Here is a 15,111-nt window from a genome sequence, read left to right as displayed (position 1 = left end):
TCGCGGTCGTTTTCATCCCCTGAATAAAGGCCGTTCGATGTCGAAGAAATTCATCCAGATCCTTGCGGTCGCGGCGCTGACCGTAGCCGCGTCGGTGCCGGCGCTGGCCGGCGGCGATATGAACAATGCGCTTGGCGGCGCGCTGGGCGGCGTCGCCGGCGCGGCGCTCGGCGGCGCGGTGGGCGGCAGCACGGGCGCCGTGATCGGCGGCGCGGTGGGCGGCGGCGCGGGCGGCGCGGTGACGGCGAACCGTCGCGAGCGCACGGGCGCGATCATCGGCGGCGCGCTGGGCGGCGGCGCGGGCACGGCCGCGGGCAACGCGATGGGCGGGCGCACGGGCGGCCTCGTCGGCGCGGCGGTGGGCGGCGGCGCGGGTGCGGCGCTCGGCGGCAACGTGTCGCGGTCGAATTCCTATGAGGAAGATCGCGGGCGCGGCCATTACAAGGGCAAGCACCGCCATCACCATCGTCGCGATTATTGAGGACGGAAGGTGTCGCGGGCGGCGTGAGGCGCCGTTTGCGACGCGGGAAGCCGGGGCGCGTCGTGCGGTTTGCATGCGCGGCCGGCGTCCGAGCTTGCTGAAACGCCGGTTATCCGGCGTTTTTTTGTTGTTGCGGGATGTTTGTCCAGGGGGCGCGGCGACAGGTCGCGCGCCGATGATGCGTAGGAAATGCCGGGAAGCGGCCGGCGTCGTTGGCTTGTAGAATCGGCGCGCATCGTCCGCGAGCGCTCGATCTCGCGCGATGCCTCATGTCCTCCACGGGAGCAGACCGCGATGCAGCTTCTCGATCATGTGTCGATCGGCGTCCCCGATCTCGATGCGGCCCGGCCGTTCTACGACGCGATCATGGCCGCGCTCGGGGCGGACAAGGTCTACGATCGCGCCGACGCCTTGGGCTACGGCGCGCGTTGCAATGCGCGCGACACCGCATCGACCTGTCTTGCCGTTTATCTGGATCCGGCCATCGTCGGCGCGAGCCGGCGGCATTGGTGCTTCAAGGCGGCGACCCGCGCGCAGGTCGATGCGTTCTTCGCGGCGGGCCTCGCCACGGGCGGGCGCTCGGACGGCGAACCGGGCCCGCGCGCGCACTATCACGACAGCTATTACGCGGCGTTCCTGTTCGATCCCGCCGGCAACCGGGTGGAAGCCGTGTGCCATGCCGGGCGGGAATGAAGCGCGAGGCGGCAGGCCGGCAGCCTGCCGCTACAGGTGTTTTTCCATGAAGACGCTGAGCCGGTCGGGCCGGTAGTCGGCGAACGGCGGGCGTTCGACGAAGCCCGCCGTGCGATAGAGCCGCAGCGCGGCATGGCTGTGGATGCCGGTTTCGAGCCGCAGCACGCGCACGCCGTGCCGGCGGGCATCGGCCTCCAGCGCATGCAGGATCGCCTTCGACAGGCTCCGGCCGCGCGTATGCGGCTCCACCCAGATCCGTTTGACCTCGGCCCATGCGCCATGCAGCACGAGCGCGCCGGTGCCGATCGCGTGGCCGTGGGCGTCGCGCGCGACGTGGAAGCGGACGTGGGCGGCGCGCAGCGCGTCGAGCGGGAGGTGGTGGTTGCTTTCCGCCGGATACAGGCGCGCGGATTCCGCTTCGCCGCGTTCGAGCAGCGCGGCGATCTCGGGTTGCGCCGGATCCTCGGTTCGGATGTGCATCGGCAGGGAGCGGGCAGAACGATGACGAGGCGATTGTCGGCGAATCGGGAAGGGTTGTCGATTCGGGTGTCGACGGACGACCATTGACACCCGTGGCGGACTGGATGCACATTCGGATCCATGCGCCCAGCCGTTTTTATCCTCGTGCCCGCCGTGCCGCTAGCGATGATTTCGATTCAGCCATTGCCGGGGATGGGCGTGCGCTAGACGCACGAGAAGGCTTCATTGCCTGCAAGGCCCCGACGGAAACCGCCGGGGCTTTTTTGTTGGCGGGTGCGGTCGGGCTTCGCTCCTGTTGAAGAGAAGAGAGAGGTTCGGGATGGATGTTATGGACGATTTTCGCGGGCCTGGGGCGCGCCTTGCGCGGCGCGCGCGGGGTGGGCGCGCGTTCAGGGGCGGCGCGGGTGGAGGGCGGCCATGATTCTCTGCGACGCTACCCTCGAAGCGGCGGAGGAGATCGCCGCGGTGCATGTCGCGTCGTGGCAGGCGGCCTACCGGGAACTGTTGCCGGCCGCGTTCCTGGCCGCGTTGTCGATCGAGCGGCGCGCGCAGGGATGGCGCGCGCTGCTGCGCGACGGCCGTACGCGCGTCGTGCTCGCGCGGGCGCAGGATGGCGCGCTCGCGGGCTGGGTGTCGTTCGGCGCGAACCGCGACGAGGACCTGGACGCAGCCTGGGGCGAAATCGAGGCGCTGTACGTGCGGCCGGACGCGTGGCGGCAAGGCGTCGGCGCACGTCTCGCGGCACGGGCGTGCGCGGCGCTGCGCGACGCCGGCTACACGCGTGTGTCGCTGTGGGTGCTGGAGGGCAACGCGCAGGCGATCGCGTTCTATCGCCGATTGGGTTTCGCGCCCGACGGCGCATCGGCGCCGGTTGCGATCGGCGGCGCGCACCTCGTCCAGGTGCGGTATGGCATGGAATTGGCGGGTGTCATGGAAGGGCGGCCGGCGGCGGATGATTGACGCGCGGTGCGCGCCGTCCGCGCAGGCGATGATGGCACGCCTGAGTGGTCGGCTGCGGGCAGTCCGTCACGGTGGTGCGCGTATGCGCGGCTCAATCGCCGAGCGGCTTGGACATCTCCACGTGCGTGGCCTGATAGCCGAGCCGGCCGTACAGGCGCAACGCACCTTCGTTATGGCCGAACACATGGAGGCCGAGCTGCCGCAGGCCGGCGTCGCGCGCCCACGCCTCGGCAGCGTGCAGTGCCTGCGTGCCGTAACCGTTGCCGCGATGGTTCGGCTGCACGAACAGATCGTAGATGAATCCGGACTCGCCGCGCAGGGTCTGGGTTCGTCCCAGCCATAGATACCCGACCGGCTCGTCCGCATCCGGATCGACCAGCACGAACAGGTGTTGCGACGGCGTCCGGACGCCATCGGGCAGCAGCTTGAGCAAGGACTCCTCTTCGCGCGCGGCGGCTTCCTCCGCGGTGCCGCCGTCAGCGCGCAGCGTGTCGGCGGCGTAGTGGTTCAGCGTGTCGGCGCGGTAGGCCGCGAACGCGGCGTCGTCCATCGGGACCAATTCGATACGTCGTGAGGCGTGCGTTGAAGGCATGGAGGGGCAGGCGTCGTGAGTGGGCGGAATGGCTGGATGATAGCCCCACCAGCACTCACGCCGGCATCAACATCGCCCGCGCCGGATGCCGGGGCGTCGGCGCGCCGGGCGCGAACCCATCGGGCGGGTTCGCGAGCTTGAAGATCTCGACGGCCGCGAGCATGTCGCGCGCCTGCTCCTTGAGGTTCTCGGCCGCGGCCGCGCATTGCTCCACGAGCGCCGCGTTCTGCTGGGTCGCCTGGTCCATCTGGGTCACGGCCTGCCCGATCTGCGCGACGCCGACGCTCTGCTCGGTGCTCGCCGCGCTGATCTCGCCCATCAGGTCGGTGACGCGCGCGATCGAGCCGACGATGTCGCGCATCGTCGAACCCGCCTGATCGACCAGCGCGCCGCCGTGCACGACGCGCTCGATGCTCGCGCCGATCAACTGCTTGACCTCCTTGGCGGCGTCGGCGCTGCGCTGGGCGAGATTGCGGACCTCGCCCGCCACGACCGCGAAGCCGCGGCCTTCTTCGCCGGCGCGCGCGGCCTCGACGGCGGCGTTCAGCGCAAGGATGTTGGTCTGGAATGCGATGCCCTCGATGATGCCGACGATGTCGGCGATCCGCGCGGAGCTGCCGTTGATCTGCTTCATCGTGCCGACCACCTGCTCGACCACCGCGCCGCCTTCGGTCGAGATCGTGCACGCGCTGATCGCGAGCTGGTTCGCCTGCTTCGCGTTGTCCGCGTTCTGCCGCACCGTGGAACTCAGCTGTTCCATCGTCGCCGAGGTTTGTTCGAGCGCGCTCGCCTGTTCCTCGGTGCGCTGGCTCAGGTCGAGGTTGCCCTGCGCGATCTGCGCGCTCGCGGTCGCGACGTTCTGCGCGTTCAGCCGCATCCGTCCGACGATGCCGGCCAGGCTCGTCTGCATCGTTTCGAGCTGCGCCATCAGGCTGTCGCGGTCGCCGCGCTTCAGCGTGATATGCACGCTGAGATCGCCGGCCGCGACCCGGCGCGCGAGCGCCGCTGCCTCGCCGGGTTCCGCGCCGAGTTCGCGGCCGATCGAGCGCGTGATCCACAGGCCGAGCGCGGCGGCGATCGCCACGCCGGAGAGGATCACGAACAGGAACACGAGGCGCATCGTCTCGTAGCGTGCGCGCGCCGCGCCGAATTCGAGCCGCGCCTCGCTTTCCTGCAGCTTCTGCAGCGCCTCGTTGCTCGCGCGCACCGGCTGGAACAGCGGGCGCAACTGCTCGACCACGATGCGGCGCGCCTCGTCGCTCTGGTTCGCGCGCAGCGCGGCGACGACCGGCTGCAGGCCGCGCTCGATGAACTGCTGGCGCGCGGCCGCGAACTGCCGCGCGAGCTGCTGCTCCTGCGGCGTGAGATGGGTGGCCTGGTAGGCGAGCCACAGCCGGTTCGACGCGACGGCGTTCTCCTCGACGATCGCAATGCTGGCCGCGACCGCGGCCGGATCCGGCGTCAGCGCCGCGGAAGCGAGCGCGAGCCGGTCGCGCATCAGGCGGTCGCTGATTTCCGCAAGCTGCCGGGTGGGCTCCAGCCGGTCGCTGTAGACGCTTTCCAGTGCCGCCTCGGTCTTGTGCACGCCCCACAGGCCGAAGCTGCCGATCAGCAGCAGCAACACGGACAGCAAGGTGATCAACAAGGTGAGCCGGGTGGCAATTTTCAACTGGTTCATGGGAAGCCTTTTCGAGTCGAATGAAGATGAACGACGCGCACGATCCGACGTGGTGCGACGCTGCAACCGGCGCGCGATGCCCGCGCGTGCATCGCGATGCGGAGCCGCGCATGCGTGTCGGGTCGAGCGGGCAGGACCAGATGAAATCTAGTGGCTTTCGATGGGCCGATATATAGGCCCAGTCTGATTTACAGATCGGAATTCAGGTGTTCTGAAATTTTGGATAAAGCGGGGGCGGTGCGTCGTCCGGGGGAGGAGGCAGGCAAGGGAGGGGGATGGCAGCGCGCGGCGCGTTCGAGTGCCGGCGCATGGCGCGTGGGCGCGCACTCCTGTTATCGGCGGTGCGGCGGGGTTCTTTATGACAGGGGCAAACGCGCGAGCGAGGAATGTGCGGGGCGCCCTCATCCTTCCAGGCGTCTCAATCGTGCGCCGGCAACGGCGGCCGCCGCTCGACAAGGTGGTGCCGCGTCGAGATGCGGCGAGCGCGTGCGGCGCGATTCGCGCGGGGCGTGGACGGCGCGCACGAATCGCGCGCCATGACGCGCGGCCGCTGTCGCGACGGCTCGCGGCCGGATGGTTGTACGTGCAAGGATCGTCAGTGGCGCGCGTGGACGCGTGTGTTGGCTTCGTCCCGCATCGCGGCTCAGCCGAGCATGGCGGGCAGATGGCTTTCCAGCAGCGCGAGCGCCGCGCGCGTCTTGGCCGGGATCGGGCGAGCGGCCGGATAGAGCGCATGCAGCGCGAAGCCCGGCACCGTGTAGCCGGGCAGCAGCGGCACGAGCGTGCCGGCAGCGAGCGCCGCCGCGCAAACGGGCGCCTGCAACACGCCGATTGCCGCGCCCGCGAGGATCCATTCATGGACGGGCCGCCAGTGGCTCGCATTCCACGCGACGGTCAGGCGCGCCTGGACGAGCTTGCCGCTGGCGTCGACGAGCGGCAGGTGCTGGTCGCCGAACAGGCCGGCCACGCGTGCGAAGGGATGCGCGATGAGCGCCTGCGGCGTAGTGGGCGCGTCGTGGTGTTCGAGATAGGCGGGTGAGGCGACGAGCACGCGCCGCACCTCGCCGAGACGGCGCGCGACGACATTGCCGATACCGGGCTCGCCGAGCCGCAGCGACAGGTCGACGCCTTCCGTGACCGGATTGACCACGCGGTCGTTCAGCACGAGATCGACGTCGAGTGCCGGATGGCGTTCGCGCAGGCGGGCCAGCAGCGCGGGCAGGACGACTTCCCCGAGGCCCTGCGGCGCGGCGAGCCGCAGCGTGCCGCGCACCGCGCGCTGGTCGCGCGCGACCGCGTCCTGCGCATCCTGCGCGGCCGCCAGCACGATCCTGCTGCGTTCGTAGAAACGCGCGCCGGCGTCGGTGCAGGACACCGCGCGCGTGCTGCGCCTGAGCAGGCGCGCGCCGAGATGCTGTTCGAGTTTTTCGATGCGTTCGCTGACGGCGGGCTGGCCGATGCCGAGGTCGCGCGCCGCGGCCGACATACTGCCGCGCTCGACGACGCGCACGAAGATGCGCATGGCTGAGAGGAGGTCCATGCGCGCGATCGTATCAGTTTTGCCGATGAGTCAAATCGGCGTGGGATGCCTACCGGGCGGGGGGCGCGGTGCTTAGGCTGTGCGCATCTCGACTCATGACGACAGGTGCCCTGGATGGCAACGCTTGATTTACGACGGCTCGGTCCGTGTTTGTTGGCCATCGCGATCGACGCGATGGGTTTTGGTCTCGTGTATCCGATGATGTCCGCGCTGTTCGGGGATCCGCATTCGAGCCTTCTATCGCCGGATGCCGCGCCGGCTTGGCGCAACTTCTGCCTCGGGCTTGGCTACGGCGTCTATCCGTTCTTCATGTTCTTCGGCTCGTCGTTGATGGGCGCGTTGTCCGATGGGTTCGGGCGGCGCAGGATCCTGCTGGTGTGCGTGCCGGGGCTGTCGGCGAGTTATTTCATGATGGCGTTGGGGGCGATGCTCCCCAGCCTTTGGCTGCTGTTGGCGGGGCGTGGACTGAGCGGCTTGATGGCGGGCTGTCAGGGCATCGCGCAGGCCGCGATCGTCGACGTGAGCCGGCCTGAGGACAAGGCGCGCAACATGAGCGTGATGTCGATCGCGTTCAGCGCCGGGGTGATCGTCGGGCCGGTGTTGGGCGGCGTGGCGTCGGATGCGTCGATCGCGCCGTGGTTCGGGTACGGCACGCCGTTCATCGCCGTGGGGGTGTTGGCGCTGGGGTGTGGGGTCTGGACGTGGGTAACATATCGCGAACCGGTTGCCGCGTCGGGTTTCGCGCGGGTCGATGTGCTGCTGCCGATCAAGATCATCGTGGAGGCCGCGCGGCATCGGGAGATCGCGTGTCTGTCGGGGGTCTTTTTCCTGATGCAGGTGGGTTATGGCTTGTATCTGCAGACGATCATGCAACTGCTGCAATCGCGGTTCCACTACGCGAGCCATGAACTCGGGCTGTTCAGCGGGATGATCGGCGCGTGTTTCGTGATCGGGCTGATGGTGGTGGTGAGGTTGATGCTGCGGGTGTGGGGCGTGATCGACATCGCGCGGGTCGGGTTGCTGATGGCCGGCGTGGCGCAGATCGCGGCGTCGCTGGTGCCGGGTGCGTGGCCGCAGTGGGTGCTGGGCGCGTTCGTCGGCTGCTTCGATATGGTGGCGTACACGATGATGTATACGGCATTTTCGGACGCGGTGCCGGAAGCGCGGCAGGGGTGGGCGCTCGGGGTCGCGGGATCGGTGATGGCCGTGGCGTGGGTGGTGACGGGGGCGTTGAACAATGCGCTGCCGGTGTTTGGCGAGGCGGGGCTTTTGATGGTGGGGGGCGTGAGCTTTGTCGTGAGCTTCGGGTTGATGAGCGCTTATGGGCGCGGGCGGCAGCTTGCCCAGGCCGCTTGACGCCGCGCGGCTCGCGGCGGCCCGGAGTCACCGGTCCGTCGCCGCGCCGCTCGTCACCACGGAACGGCTCGCCCGAGGTAATCGAGGTAATGCAGGCCGGTGCGACCTTCATACGCTTCGATCGTGCCGATCAGGTTCGGGATGCTCTCCTCGATGCCGAGCCGCGCGCCGGGGCCGCCCATGTCGGTGCGCACCCAGCCGGGGGCCATCAGCAGCAGGGTTTTCGCTTCGTTTTGGTGGCGTGCCGCGTAGCTGCGCATGAACATGTTGAGCGCGGCCTTGCTGCCTCGATAGACCTCGTAGTTGCCGTTGGTGTTGTTGGCGAGGCTGCCTTGTCCCGATGACATCACGCCGATCGTTCCGGCCGGTTGCACGAGGTCCTGAAGCGTCGCGATGACCCGCATCGGGCTGAGCGCATTCGTCACCATCACGCGTATGAATTCATCGGTCGAGACGTCGGCGATCGTTTCGTGATCGGCATTCTTGACGCCGGCGTTCACGAACAGCACATCGATACGCCGGCCGTCGAGGCGAGCGCGCAACGCCGCGACTTGTTCCGGAATCGTGATGTCGACCGCTTCGACTTCAAGCGCGCCATGCGATGCGCTTGCGACCTGGCGCAGCTTGTCCATCGAGCCCGCGCGCCCGGTGGCGATCACGTGCCAGCCGCGCTTGAGGGCTTCCACGGCCATCGCGAAGCCGAGCCCGCGCGATGCGCCGATCAGGAGGAGGGTCTTGGGGGATGAGGTGGGTTGCATGAGTCGTTTCCAGTGAGTCGGGCCTGATCGGACGCCGTGCCGGCGCAATGCGCTCGGTACGGCGGGTGAGTGAAGGCACTTTATCGGCGAACCAGACATGGCGGAAGACGCAGCACTTGCACTTATATAATGCACCGGACGCCATGTCTTATGGCTCCTTTGGCCTGAAGGTCCGCTATGTCCGATCCCGACTTGAACCTCCTCATTGCGCTCGACGCGCTGCTGGCCGATGGCAGCGTGGTGGGCGCTGCGCGTCGGCTGGGGCTGAGCGCCTCGGCCATGAGCCGGACGCTGGCCCGGCTGCGCGAGGTGACGGGCGACCCGCTGCTGGTCCGCGCCGGGCGCCGCATGGTGCTGACGCCGCATGCCGAGGCGCTGCGACAACGCGCCCGGGGCGCGGTGGACGAGGCGCGCGCCGTGCTGTGTCCGGCGGAGGCCGAGCCTGAGTTCGACACGCTTCGGCGCACCTTCATCATTCGCGCCAATGACGGCTTCGTCGAGGTGTTCGGCGCGGCGCTGATCGCTGAGGTGGCGTCGATCGCGCCGTTCGTGCGCCTGTATTTCGTGCCCAAGCCGGAGAAAACCGCGACGCAGCTGCGGGAGGGGGCGGTGGATCTCGAGATCGGCGTACTGGGCGGGATGGGGCCTGAAATTCGCATGCAGGCGCTGTTTCGGGATCGGTTTGTCGGGGTGGTCAGGAAGGGGCATCCGCTTGCAAAGGCGCGCAAGGTGACGGCGGAGCGGTATGTCTCGTTCGGTCATGTGGTCGCGTCACGCCGGGGGCGCGGCGAGGGGCCGGTGGATGAGGCGCTCGCGGCGCTGGGGCTGGAACGAACGATCGTCGCGGTGGTGCCGAGTTTTCCGGCGGCGCTGGCGGTGGCGCAGGCATCGGATCTGATCGCGCTCGTGCCGGCGTCGTTTCTCGGTGTTCGGTCGGGTGCGCAGGGACTTTCGCCGGCGTCGTCCATTCACGCCTTCGAATTGCCGGTGGCGACCGGGAAAATCACCGTGTCGCAGCTGTGGCATCCGAGGCTGGAGGTCGATCCGGCGCATCGGTGGCTGCGGCAGCGGGTGTTGACGGTGTGTCGGCGGGGGATGCCGCAGTGATGCAGCTGGGTGAGCCTGTTTGATCGCGCCGGCTGGCGGCCTCGTCGAACTTGCGTGGCGGCTTGACCCGCAGGTAATGCGCGTGAGCCGGCAGAATTGGCATTTATCTCAAAGTTACTGATTTTTCAAAATCACGCTGCTCAGATATTGATTCAAATCGCGAAAATCGTTGATGGTCCAGTGATAAGGAGGGAGTTTTACGCCATTTTCCCGTAACGTCTTTGGAATCAGGTCGCCATTTGGGCGAAGTATTATTGACGATACAATGACTCCCGGATAAGCGATTAGCCGCTTTTTGAACGCGGACGTCGTAAGGTCGGGGGTGGGTGGGCTGCTCTTGTTGGCCAATGGCCCTGTTCCCTTGACATCTGTTCCATGACACATGGCACATCTTGCTAAAAATATCTTTTTCCCATTGCCGCTATCCGCAAAGGATGGCGATGTTTGAATGAATAATAAAATTCCTAGTGATGCAATGAGGGATGTTTTCATTTTCTCGTGGCAAGCAAGGAAGGCAGGAGCGGCCAGATAAGACCGCGAATCGAAGATGCCGGCCTTGTCGTGGCGAATGCATCGTATCCGCCGGCAGAAAGGCTTTTTGAGGTCGATTGCGACCGGGGCGTTAGGGGCAAGTCATGGCCATTCAGTTTTCGAGGATGGTGTCGAAAGTCTCATCGGGATCGGGCATCGACATCCATGAAGATCTGCAAATAACCAAAAAAACGGAGCCCAAGGGCTCCGTTTCTCGCATGCGCCAAACGCGCCGTTACCGCATCAACGCATCGAACTCCGCCAACAACCGATCCACATCCGCCGGCTCGATCGCGCCCATCGTCGAGATCCGGAACAGCGTGCTCGACAGCCCGCCTTGCCCTGCATAGATCACGAACCCGCGCGCCTTCAACCCGTCGTGCAGCGCTTCATACCCGACCACCTGCGGCAGCCGATACGCGCGCAGCACCACCGACGAAGCCCCTTCGGGCAACACCAGCGGCATACCCCGCGCGGCGAGCCCGGCCTGCGCCCGATCCGCCAACGCCTTGTACCGCGCATACCGGGCGCGCCATCCGCCGGCCTCGTCGAACTCGCGCAGCGCCTCGACCAGCGCGTAATACGCATGAACCGACGGCGTAAACGGCGTATTCCGCTTCGCCTGCAACGCCGCGAGCCTTCCCAGATCGAGGTAATACGTCCGGCGCGCGGCCTTCGCGAGCGCATCCTGCCGCACGATCACGAACGCGGCCCCGGGCACGCCATGCAGGCACTTGTTCGCCGTCGCCGCAACCGCGTCGATCACGCCGCCCGCAAAATCGATCGCCTCGGCGCCGAAGCTGCTGACGCCATCCACCAGCATCCGCACCCCCCGTGCCCGGCACACCGCAGCCACCGCATCGAGGTCGTTCAACCTACCTGTCGTCGTCTCATGATGAATCACGGCGACATGGGTAATGCCGCGATCCGCATCGAGCCGCGCCGCGATCTGATCGACGTCCGGCGCGTCCATCCACTCATGCTTGAGCACTTCGTGCGCGATCCGATACTGCGCCGCGATCTGCGCAATACGCTCGCCATACACGCCGTTCTCGACCACGAGCAGCTTGCCGTCCTCGGGCACGAGGGCCGCGATCATGCTCTCGACAGCGGCCGTGCCGGACCCCGTCATCAATACCGCGGACCATTCGGCCGGATCCAGCTCATACGCAGCCACGAGCCGCGCGCGCGCCTCGTCCTGCAAATCGAAGAACTCGCTTTCGCGATGGCACAGATCGGTTTGCAGCAAGCTCTGGCGCACGCGTTCCGACAGCGTCACAGGGCCGGGATTAAGCAACAGCATGGTGAATCTCCTTCAGGCTTGCGTCGCGCCGATATGGCGCATCAGGCGCGTCTTGACGTCGACGGGCGTCACGGTCGGGCGGGGCAGCCCGTCGGGCACGCCGGTGCGGATCGACAGGCACGCGAAACGCACGCCATTCGCATCGCGCGCGTCGAGCGCCGCGTCGATCACATCGACCGTATCGCCTTCGAACGCGGCCGCATAACCGCACGCGGCGGCCACGCCGGCAAACGACACATGCGGCGACACCGTCGCCTGCCCCCCCGTCGATTCATGCGCGCCGTTGTCGAGCAGCACATGCGTGAGATTCGCCGGCCCATACGCGCCGAGCGTCGCGAACGCGCCCATGCGCATCAACGCCGCGCCGTCGCCGTCAACGGCAACCACATGCAGATCGGGCCGCGCGAGCGCGAGGCCGAGCGCGAGCGTCGTCACGCAGCCCATCGAGCCCACCATGTACAGCTGATTCGCCCGATCATCGAGCGCATACAACTCACGTCCGCAAAACCCCGTGGAAGCCAGCACCACGGTCGATTCAACCGGCGTCCCGGCGATCACGCGCGCGAGCGCATCCTGCCGCGTCGGCCATGCTTCGGGCGCCACATCCGAACGCAGCGTGCGCACCGCGGCCGCCGCAGGGCGCACGGGCCGCTCGCCCGCCTGCAGCGGATACGCGGCAACGCTGCCTTTCTGCATCACCAGCGCATACGGCCGGCCCGTCTCGTCCATGTGCGCGATCGCGCGATCGAGCGCCGGGCCGATCGCCTCGGCTTCCGTCGGGAACAGTTCCCACGGAATCTCCATCGTGTCGAGCATCGCCGGCGTGACCGGCCCCATCAGCGCATGCTGCGGCTCATCGGCCACGCCGGGTTGACCGCGCCACGTCACGATCAGCAACTGCGGCAGGCGGAACGTCCAGGTCAGCGAGGTCAGCGGGCTCACCGCGTTGCCGAGCCCGGAGTTCTGCATCATCGCGATCCCGCGCCGCCCGCCGAGCGTCGCGCCCGCGACGAGCGCGACGGCGTCGCCTTCGTTCGCAGCCGACACGTAATGCAACTGCGGATCCTGCAGCACGTAATTGATGAACGGCGTCAGGTAAGAGCAGGGCACGCCCGCATACGAGTCGAAACCGCGCGCGCGCGCGGCCTCGACAAACTGCGCGGCTTCGATCATTGCGCGGCTCCGTCGTTCGCGCGCTGTTCGGAGATCGGCGTTTGCTCGTGCGCGAAATCGCCCGCGCGACGGAAATCCTCGAGGTCGTTCACGCCGCGCCAATGGCCGTGCACGTACTGCACTTCGATCTTCTCGCCGCCTTCGATCAGCGCGTTCAGCAGCGCCGGGACGTCGAGCGTGTCGAAGTCCGGACGCGCCTGCAGCGTGGCGAGCAGCGCCTTCAGGCGGGCCACGCCCGCGCCGCGCACGTTCAGCAGGCCGATCCAGCGGCCATGCGGTTCGCCCGCGCCTTCGCTCGACACGCGTTGCAGATGCGCCTTCTGGCCGAACAGGCCGCGATCGTCGCCGGCGGAGCAGAACGCGAAATCGCGCACGCTCTGGTTGGTCGGCTGGGTCAGCGACGAATCGACGACCACGCTGAATTCGGCATCGCTTTCCGCGAGGTCGCGCAGGATGTAGCTGCGGAACAGCAGGTCGCCGTAGGAGATCACGGTGTCGCCCGTCAGGCGCTCGGCCGCGCACGCGAGCGAGGCGAGTTCGCCGGTGCTGGCGTGGCGTTCGTTGACCACGAGCTTCACGCCGGAGGTGTCGATCGCGTCCGCGCGATAACCGCCGACCACGGTGATGTCGTTCACGCCCTGCTTCTTGAAGCCGTCGACGAGCCAGCGCAGCAGCGGCTTGCCGGCGACGGGCAGCATCACCTTGGGCTTGTCCTCGGTGACGGCCTCGAGGCCCTTGCCGCGGCTCGCGGCGAGCACGATCGCGGCGTTCGACGCGCGCGACGACGAGGACAGGTAGATGCGCTCGGCCGCCGAATACTCGTCGGCGTCCTGCAGACGGAAGATCTCGTTGACGCTCGCGACGCGGTCTTCGACGTTGATCAGCGTCTGGTTCTCGTGGATCTCGCGTGCGACGGCCTGCATCGCGGACGCGGATGCGCGGATCAGGTGGTTCGCCCAGATCACGGTGCTGATGCCGGCCTGGCGGAACACGTCGGTCGGCGTGCTGTAGTACTTGGTCGGCACGATCACGAGCGGGGCCTTGCCGCTCCATTCGCGCGCGAACTGGAGAATCTCGTCGGGACGCGACAGCTTGCTGTGGATCAGGATCGCATCCGCGCCGGCTTCCGCGTATGCGTTCGCGCGGCGCAGCGCCTCATCCATGCCCCAGCCGGCGATCAGCGCCTCGACGCGCGCGACGATCGAGAAATCCGGGTCGCTCTGCGAGTCCTTGCCGGCCTTGATCTTGCCGCAGAACTCATCGATCTCGGCGAGCGGCTGGCGTTCGCCGTCGATGAAGCTGTTGGTCTTCGGGAACTGCTTGTCCTCGATACACACGCCCGCGATGCCGCGCTGTTCGAGCTTCCTCACGAGCCGGCGCACGTTGTTGAAGTTGCCGTAGCCGGTGTCGCCGTCGAGCAGGATCGGCAGGTCGCTCGCGTCCGCCATGAATTCGAGCGTGTCGACTACTTGGGTCCAGCTCGCTTCGTTGTTGTCGCGCACGCCGTATTGCGCGGAGATCGCGAGGCCCGAGGCCCAGATCGCCTTGAAGCCGGCCTCGCGGACGATCCGCGCGGACAGGCCGTTGTGCGCTTCCATCAGGAATTCGAGGTCCTGGCTGACGAGCATGCGGCGCAGGCGCGCGCTGCGCGATTCGGAGAAATTCGGTTCACGGGCGTTCATCGTGCCACTCCTACGGTGCGTTGAATCTGCGGCAGCACTTCCTGGCTCGCACGCGAGACGTCATTGGGAAAATCGATTTCGATCCACGGGGCGCCCGTGACATCGGCAATCTCGAAATCGCGACCGCCTTCCAGCAGCAGGTCGCGTACCGCTTCTTCATGCGGCAGGTTGGCGCGGCCGCCGTCGACGTAGCCGGCGACGATCTCGGCCAGCCGGCGCGCGGTGTCCTCGCGGAACCGGAAGAAGCCGACCGATTCGCCGATCGTGTCGTACTCGAGGCCGACCGCGAGCTGCTTGCGCAGCTCGACCGGCACGCCGTTCTTCGCGCACAGCTTGACGGGCTCGTCGCCTTCCTCGAAGCCGCGGTCGATCAGCAGGCGGTCGGTGGGGCGCTCGGGGTCGGCCACGAGCGCATGCAGGATGCTGTCGTCGTACAGCACGTCGGCGTCCATGATCAGCACGTCGCCGCCGCGCGTCATCGGGCCGGCGGCGGTGTGCAGGGTCAGCACGCTGCCGAGGTCGTAGCGCGGGTTCAGCACGATCTCGGCGCGGCGGCCGAGGCGTTCGAGTTCGGCCTCGACCTTCTCGGACTGGAAGCCGAGCGCGAGCACGACCTCGGTCACGCCGACCGCGTCGAGCAGCCGGAAATGGCGTTCGAGGAGCGACACGTCGTCGAAGCGCAGCAGGCACTTCGGGTACTGCGCCTCGGGCGGTTGTTGCAGACGCAGGCCGAGGCCCGCCGCAAGGATGATGGCTCGCATGTGTTTCTCCACGCAG

Annotated in this window: 15 protein-coding genes; 5 read left to right on the top strand and 10 right to left on the bottom strand. The window is 67.6% G+C overall.

Going from position 1 to position 15,111, the window contains the following annotated elements; all coding sequences use genetic code 11:
* Positions 1-37 precede the first annotated feature (37 nt).
* Both AC1RQF_RS09040 and AC1RQF_RS09035 read left to right on the top strand, forming a co-directional pair.
* Positions 38-481 (top strand): hypothetical protein, encoded by a 444-nt coding sequence (locus tag AC1RQF_RS09040; protein WP_273996268.1) that lies wholly within the window; start codon positions 38-40, stop codon positions 479-481.
* 294 nt (positions 482-775) lie between these two features.
* On the top strand, positions 776-1,174 hold the full coding sequence (locus tag AC1RQF_RS09035) for a VOC family protein (RefSeq protein WP_273996267.1): 399 nt from the start codon (positions 776-778) through the stop codon (positions 1,172-1,174).
* Between the two features lie 30 nt (positions 1,175-1,204).
* Here the strand turns inward: AC1RQF_RS09035 and AC1RQF_RS09030 are convergent, their stop codons facing one another.
* Positions 1,205-1,654 carry a GNAT family N-acetyltransferase gene (locus AC1RQF_RS09030; protein ID WP_273996266.1) on the bottom strand — a complete coding sequence of 150 codons (450 nt, stop codon included), beginning with the start codon at positions 1,652-1,654 and terminating at the stop codon, positions 1,205-1,207.
* A 417-nt stretch (positions 1,655-2,071) separates the two neighbouring features.
* Between AC1RQF_RS09030 and AC1RQF_RS09025 the strand changes: the two genes are divergently transcribed.
* The gene (locus AC1RQF_RS09025; protein WP_273996265.1) at positions 2,072-2,614 is read left to right on the top strand and encodes a GNAT family N-acetyltransferase; all 543 of its coding nucleotides are present in this window, start codon (positions 2,072-2,074) and stop codon (positions 2,612-2,614) included.
* Between the two features lie 91 nt (positions 2,615-2,705).
* Here AC1RQF_RS09025 and AC1RQF_RS09020 read toward each other — a convergent pair whose 3' ends face one another.
* The 3 genes from AC1RQF_RS09020 to AC1RQF_RS09010 all read right to left on the bottom strand — a co-directional run bounded on the left by AC1RQF_RS09020 (position 2,706) and on the right by AC1RQF_RS09010 (position 6,424).
* A complete protein-coding gene (locus AC1RQF_RS09020; protein WP_273996264.1) occupies positions 2,706-3,164 on the bottom strand; it encodes a GNAT family N-acetyltransferase in 459 nt (152 codons plus the stop codon).
* Positions 3,165-3,261: 97 nt separating this feature from the next.
* A complete protein-coding gene (locus tag AC1RQF_RS09015; RefSeq protein ID WP_492871829.1) occupies positions 3,262-4,884 on the bottom strand; it encodes a methyl-accepting chemotaxis protein in 1,623 nt (540 codons plus the stop codon).
* Between the two features lie 643 nt (positions 4,885-5,527).
* Positions 5,528-6,424 (bottom strand): LysR family transcriptional regulator, encoded by an 897-nt coding sequence (locus AC1RQF_RS09010; RefSeq protein ID WP_492871828.1) that lies wholly within the window; start codon positions 6,422-6,424, stop codon positions 5,528-5,530.
* A 114-nt stretch (positions 6,425-6,538) separates the two neighbouring features.
* Between AC1RQF_RS09010 and AC1RQF_RS09005 the strand changes: the two genes are divergently transcribed.
* Positions 6,539-7,780 carry an MFS transporter gene (locus AC1RQF_RS09005; protein WP_443111438.1) on the top strand — a complete coding sequence of 414 codons (1,242 nt, stop codon included), beginning with the start codon at positions 6,539-6,541 and terminating at the stop codon, positions 7,778-7,780.
* Between the two features lie 53 nt (positions 7,781-7,833).
* Here the strand turns inward: AC1RQF_RS09005 and AC1RQF_RS09000 are convergent, their stop codons facing one another.
* The gene (locus tag AC1RQF_RS09000; RefSeq protein WP_273998370.1) at positions 7,834-8,538 is read right to left on the bottom strand and encodes an SDR family NAD(P)-dependent oxidoreductase; all 705 of its coding nucleotides are present in this window, start codon (positions 8,536-8,538) and stop codon (positions 7,834-7,836) included.
* A gap of 177 nt (positions 8,539-8,715) precedes the next feature.
* Here AC1RQF_RS09000 and AC1RQF_RS08995 point away from each other — a divergent pair, with 177 nt between their 5' ends.
* Positions 8,716-9,645 carry a LysR family transcriptional regulator gene (locus tag AC1RQF_RS08995; protein WP_273996260.1) on the top strand — a complete coding sequence of 310 codons (930 nt, stop codon included), beginning with the start codon at positions 8,716-8,718 and terminating at the stop codon, positions 9,643-9,645.
* 114 nt (positions 9,646-9,759) lie between these two features.
* Here AC1RQF_RS08995 and AC1RQF_RS08990 read toward each other — a convergent pair whose 3' ends face one another.
* The 5 genes from AC1RQF_RS08990 to AC1RQF_RS08970 all read right to left on the bottom strand — a co-directional run bounded on the left by AC1RQF_RS08990 (position 9,760) and on the right by AC1RQF_RS08970 (position 15,095).
* The gene (locus tag AC1RQF_RS08990) at positions 9,760-10,137 is read right to left on the bottom strand and encodes a cytochrome c (RefSeq protein WP_273996259.1); all 378 of its coding nucleotides are present in this window, start codon (positions 10,135-10,137) and stop codon (positions 9,760-9,762) included.
* Positions 10,138-10,411: 274 nt separating this feature from the next.
* The gene (locus tag AC1RQF_RS08985) at positions 10,412-11,479 is read right to left on the bottom strand and encodes a 2-aminoethylphosphonate aminotransferase (protein WP_492871827.1); all 1,068 of its coding nucleotides are present in this window, start codon (positions 11,477-11,479) and stop codon (positions 10,412-10,414) included.
* 12 nt (positions 11,480-11,491) lie between these two features.
* Positions 11,492-12,652: a phosphonopyruvate decarboxylase gene (aepY, locus tag AC1RQF_RS08980; RefSeq protein WP_273996257.1), complete on the bottom strand. Its 1,161-nt coding sequence runs from the start codon at positions 12,650-12,652 to the stop codon at positions 11,492-11,494.
* Complete coding sequence (gene aepX, locus AC1RQF_RS08975) at positions 12,649-14,334, bottom strand: phosphoenolpyruvate mutase (RefSeq protein WP_273996256.1); 1,686 nt, start codon at positions 14,332-14,334, stop codon at positions 12,649-12,651. The genes aepY and aepX overlap by 4 nt, the downstream gene beginning before the upstream one ends.
* A complete protein-coding gene (locus AC1RQF_RS08970; RefSeq protein ID WP_273996255.1) occupies positions 14,331-15,095 on the bottom strand; it encodes a phosphocholine cytidylyltransferase family protein in 765 nt (254 codons plus the stop codon). Before AC1RQF_RS08970 ends, aepX begins: the two co-directional genes overlap by 4 nt.
* Between the last annotated feature and the right edge of the window lie 16 nt (positions 15,096-15,111).

The organism is Burkholderia sp. GW821-FHT14F03 (assembly GCF_058803765.1).
The sequence above is the reverse complement of the archived record's forward strand: the minus strand, read 5'-3'. Positions and strand labels throughout refer to the sequence as shown.

Bases quoted from the DNA above. Each gene is read 5' to 3' on its own strand.
- AC1RQF_RS09040 (WP_273996268.1), top strand. From the start codon at position 38: ATGTCGAAGAAATTCATCCAGATCCTTGCGGTCGCGGCGCTGACCGTA.
- AC1RQF_RS09035 (WP_273996267.1), top strand. From the start codon at position 776: ATGCAGCTTCTCGATCATGTGTCGATCGGCGTCCCCGATCTCGATGCG.
- AC1RQF_RS09030 (WP_273996266.1), bottom strand. From the start codon at position 1,654: ATGCACATCCGAACCGAGGATCCGGCGCAACCCGAGATCGCCGCGCTG.
- AC1RQF_RS09025 (WP_273996265.1), top strand. From the start codon at position 2,072: ATGATTCTCTGCGACGCTACCCTCGAAGCGGCGGAGGAGATCGCCGCG.
- AC1RQF_RS09020 (WP_273996264.1), bottom strand. From the start codon at position 3,164: ATGGACGACGCCGCGTTCGCGGCCTACCGCGCCGACACGCTGAACCAC.
- AC1RQF_RS09015 (WP_492871829.1), bottom strand. From the start codon at position 4,884: ATGAACCAGTTGAAAATTGCCACCCGGCTCACCTTGTTGATCACCTTG.
- AC1RQF_RS09010 (WP_492871828.1), bottom strand. From the start codon at position 6,424: ATGGACCTCCTCTCAGCCATGCGCATCTTCGTGCGCGTCGTCGAGCGC.
- AC1RQF_RS09005 (WP_443111438.1), top strand. From the start codon at position 6,539: ATGGCAACGCTTGATTTACGACGGCTCGGTCCGTGTTTGTTGGCCATC.
- AC1RQF_RS09000 (WP_273998370.1), bottom strand. From the start codon at position 8,538: ATGCAACCCACCTCATCCCCCAAGACCCTCCTCCTGATCGGCGCATCG.
- AC1RQF_RS08995 (WP_273996260.1), top strand. From the start codon at position 8,716: ATGTCCGATCCCGACTTGAACCTCCTCATTGCGCTCGACGCGCTGCTG.
- AC1RQF_RS08990 (WP_273996259.1), bottom strand. From the start codon at position 10,137: ATGAAAACATCCCTCATTGCATCACTAGGAATTTTATTATTCATTCAA.
- AC1RQF_RS08985 (WP_492871827.1), bottom strand. From the start codon at position 11,479: ATGCTGTTGCTTAATCCCGGCCCTGTGACGCTGTCGGAACGCGTGCGC.
- aepY (WP_273996257.1), bottom strand. From the start codon at position 12,652: ATGATCGAAGCCGCGCAGTTTGTCGAGGCCGCGCGCGCGCGCGGTTTC.
- aepX (WP_273996256.1), bottom strand. From the start codon at position 14,334: ATGAACGCCCGTGAACCGAATTTCTCCGAATCGCGCAGCGCGCGCCTG.
- AC1RQF_RS08970 (WP_273996255.1), bottom strand. From the start codon at position 15,095: ATGCGAGCCATCATCCTTGCGGCGGGCCTCGGCCTGCGTCTGCAACAA.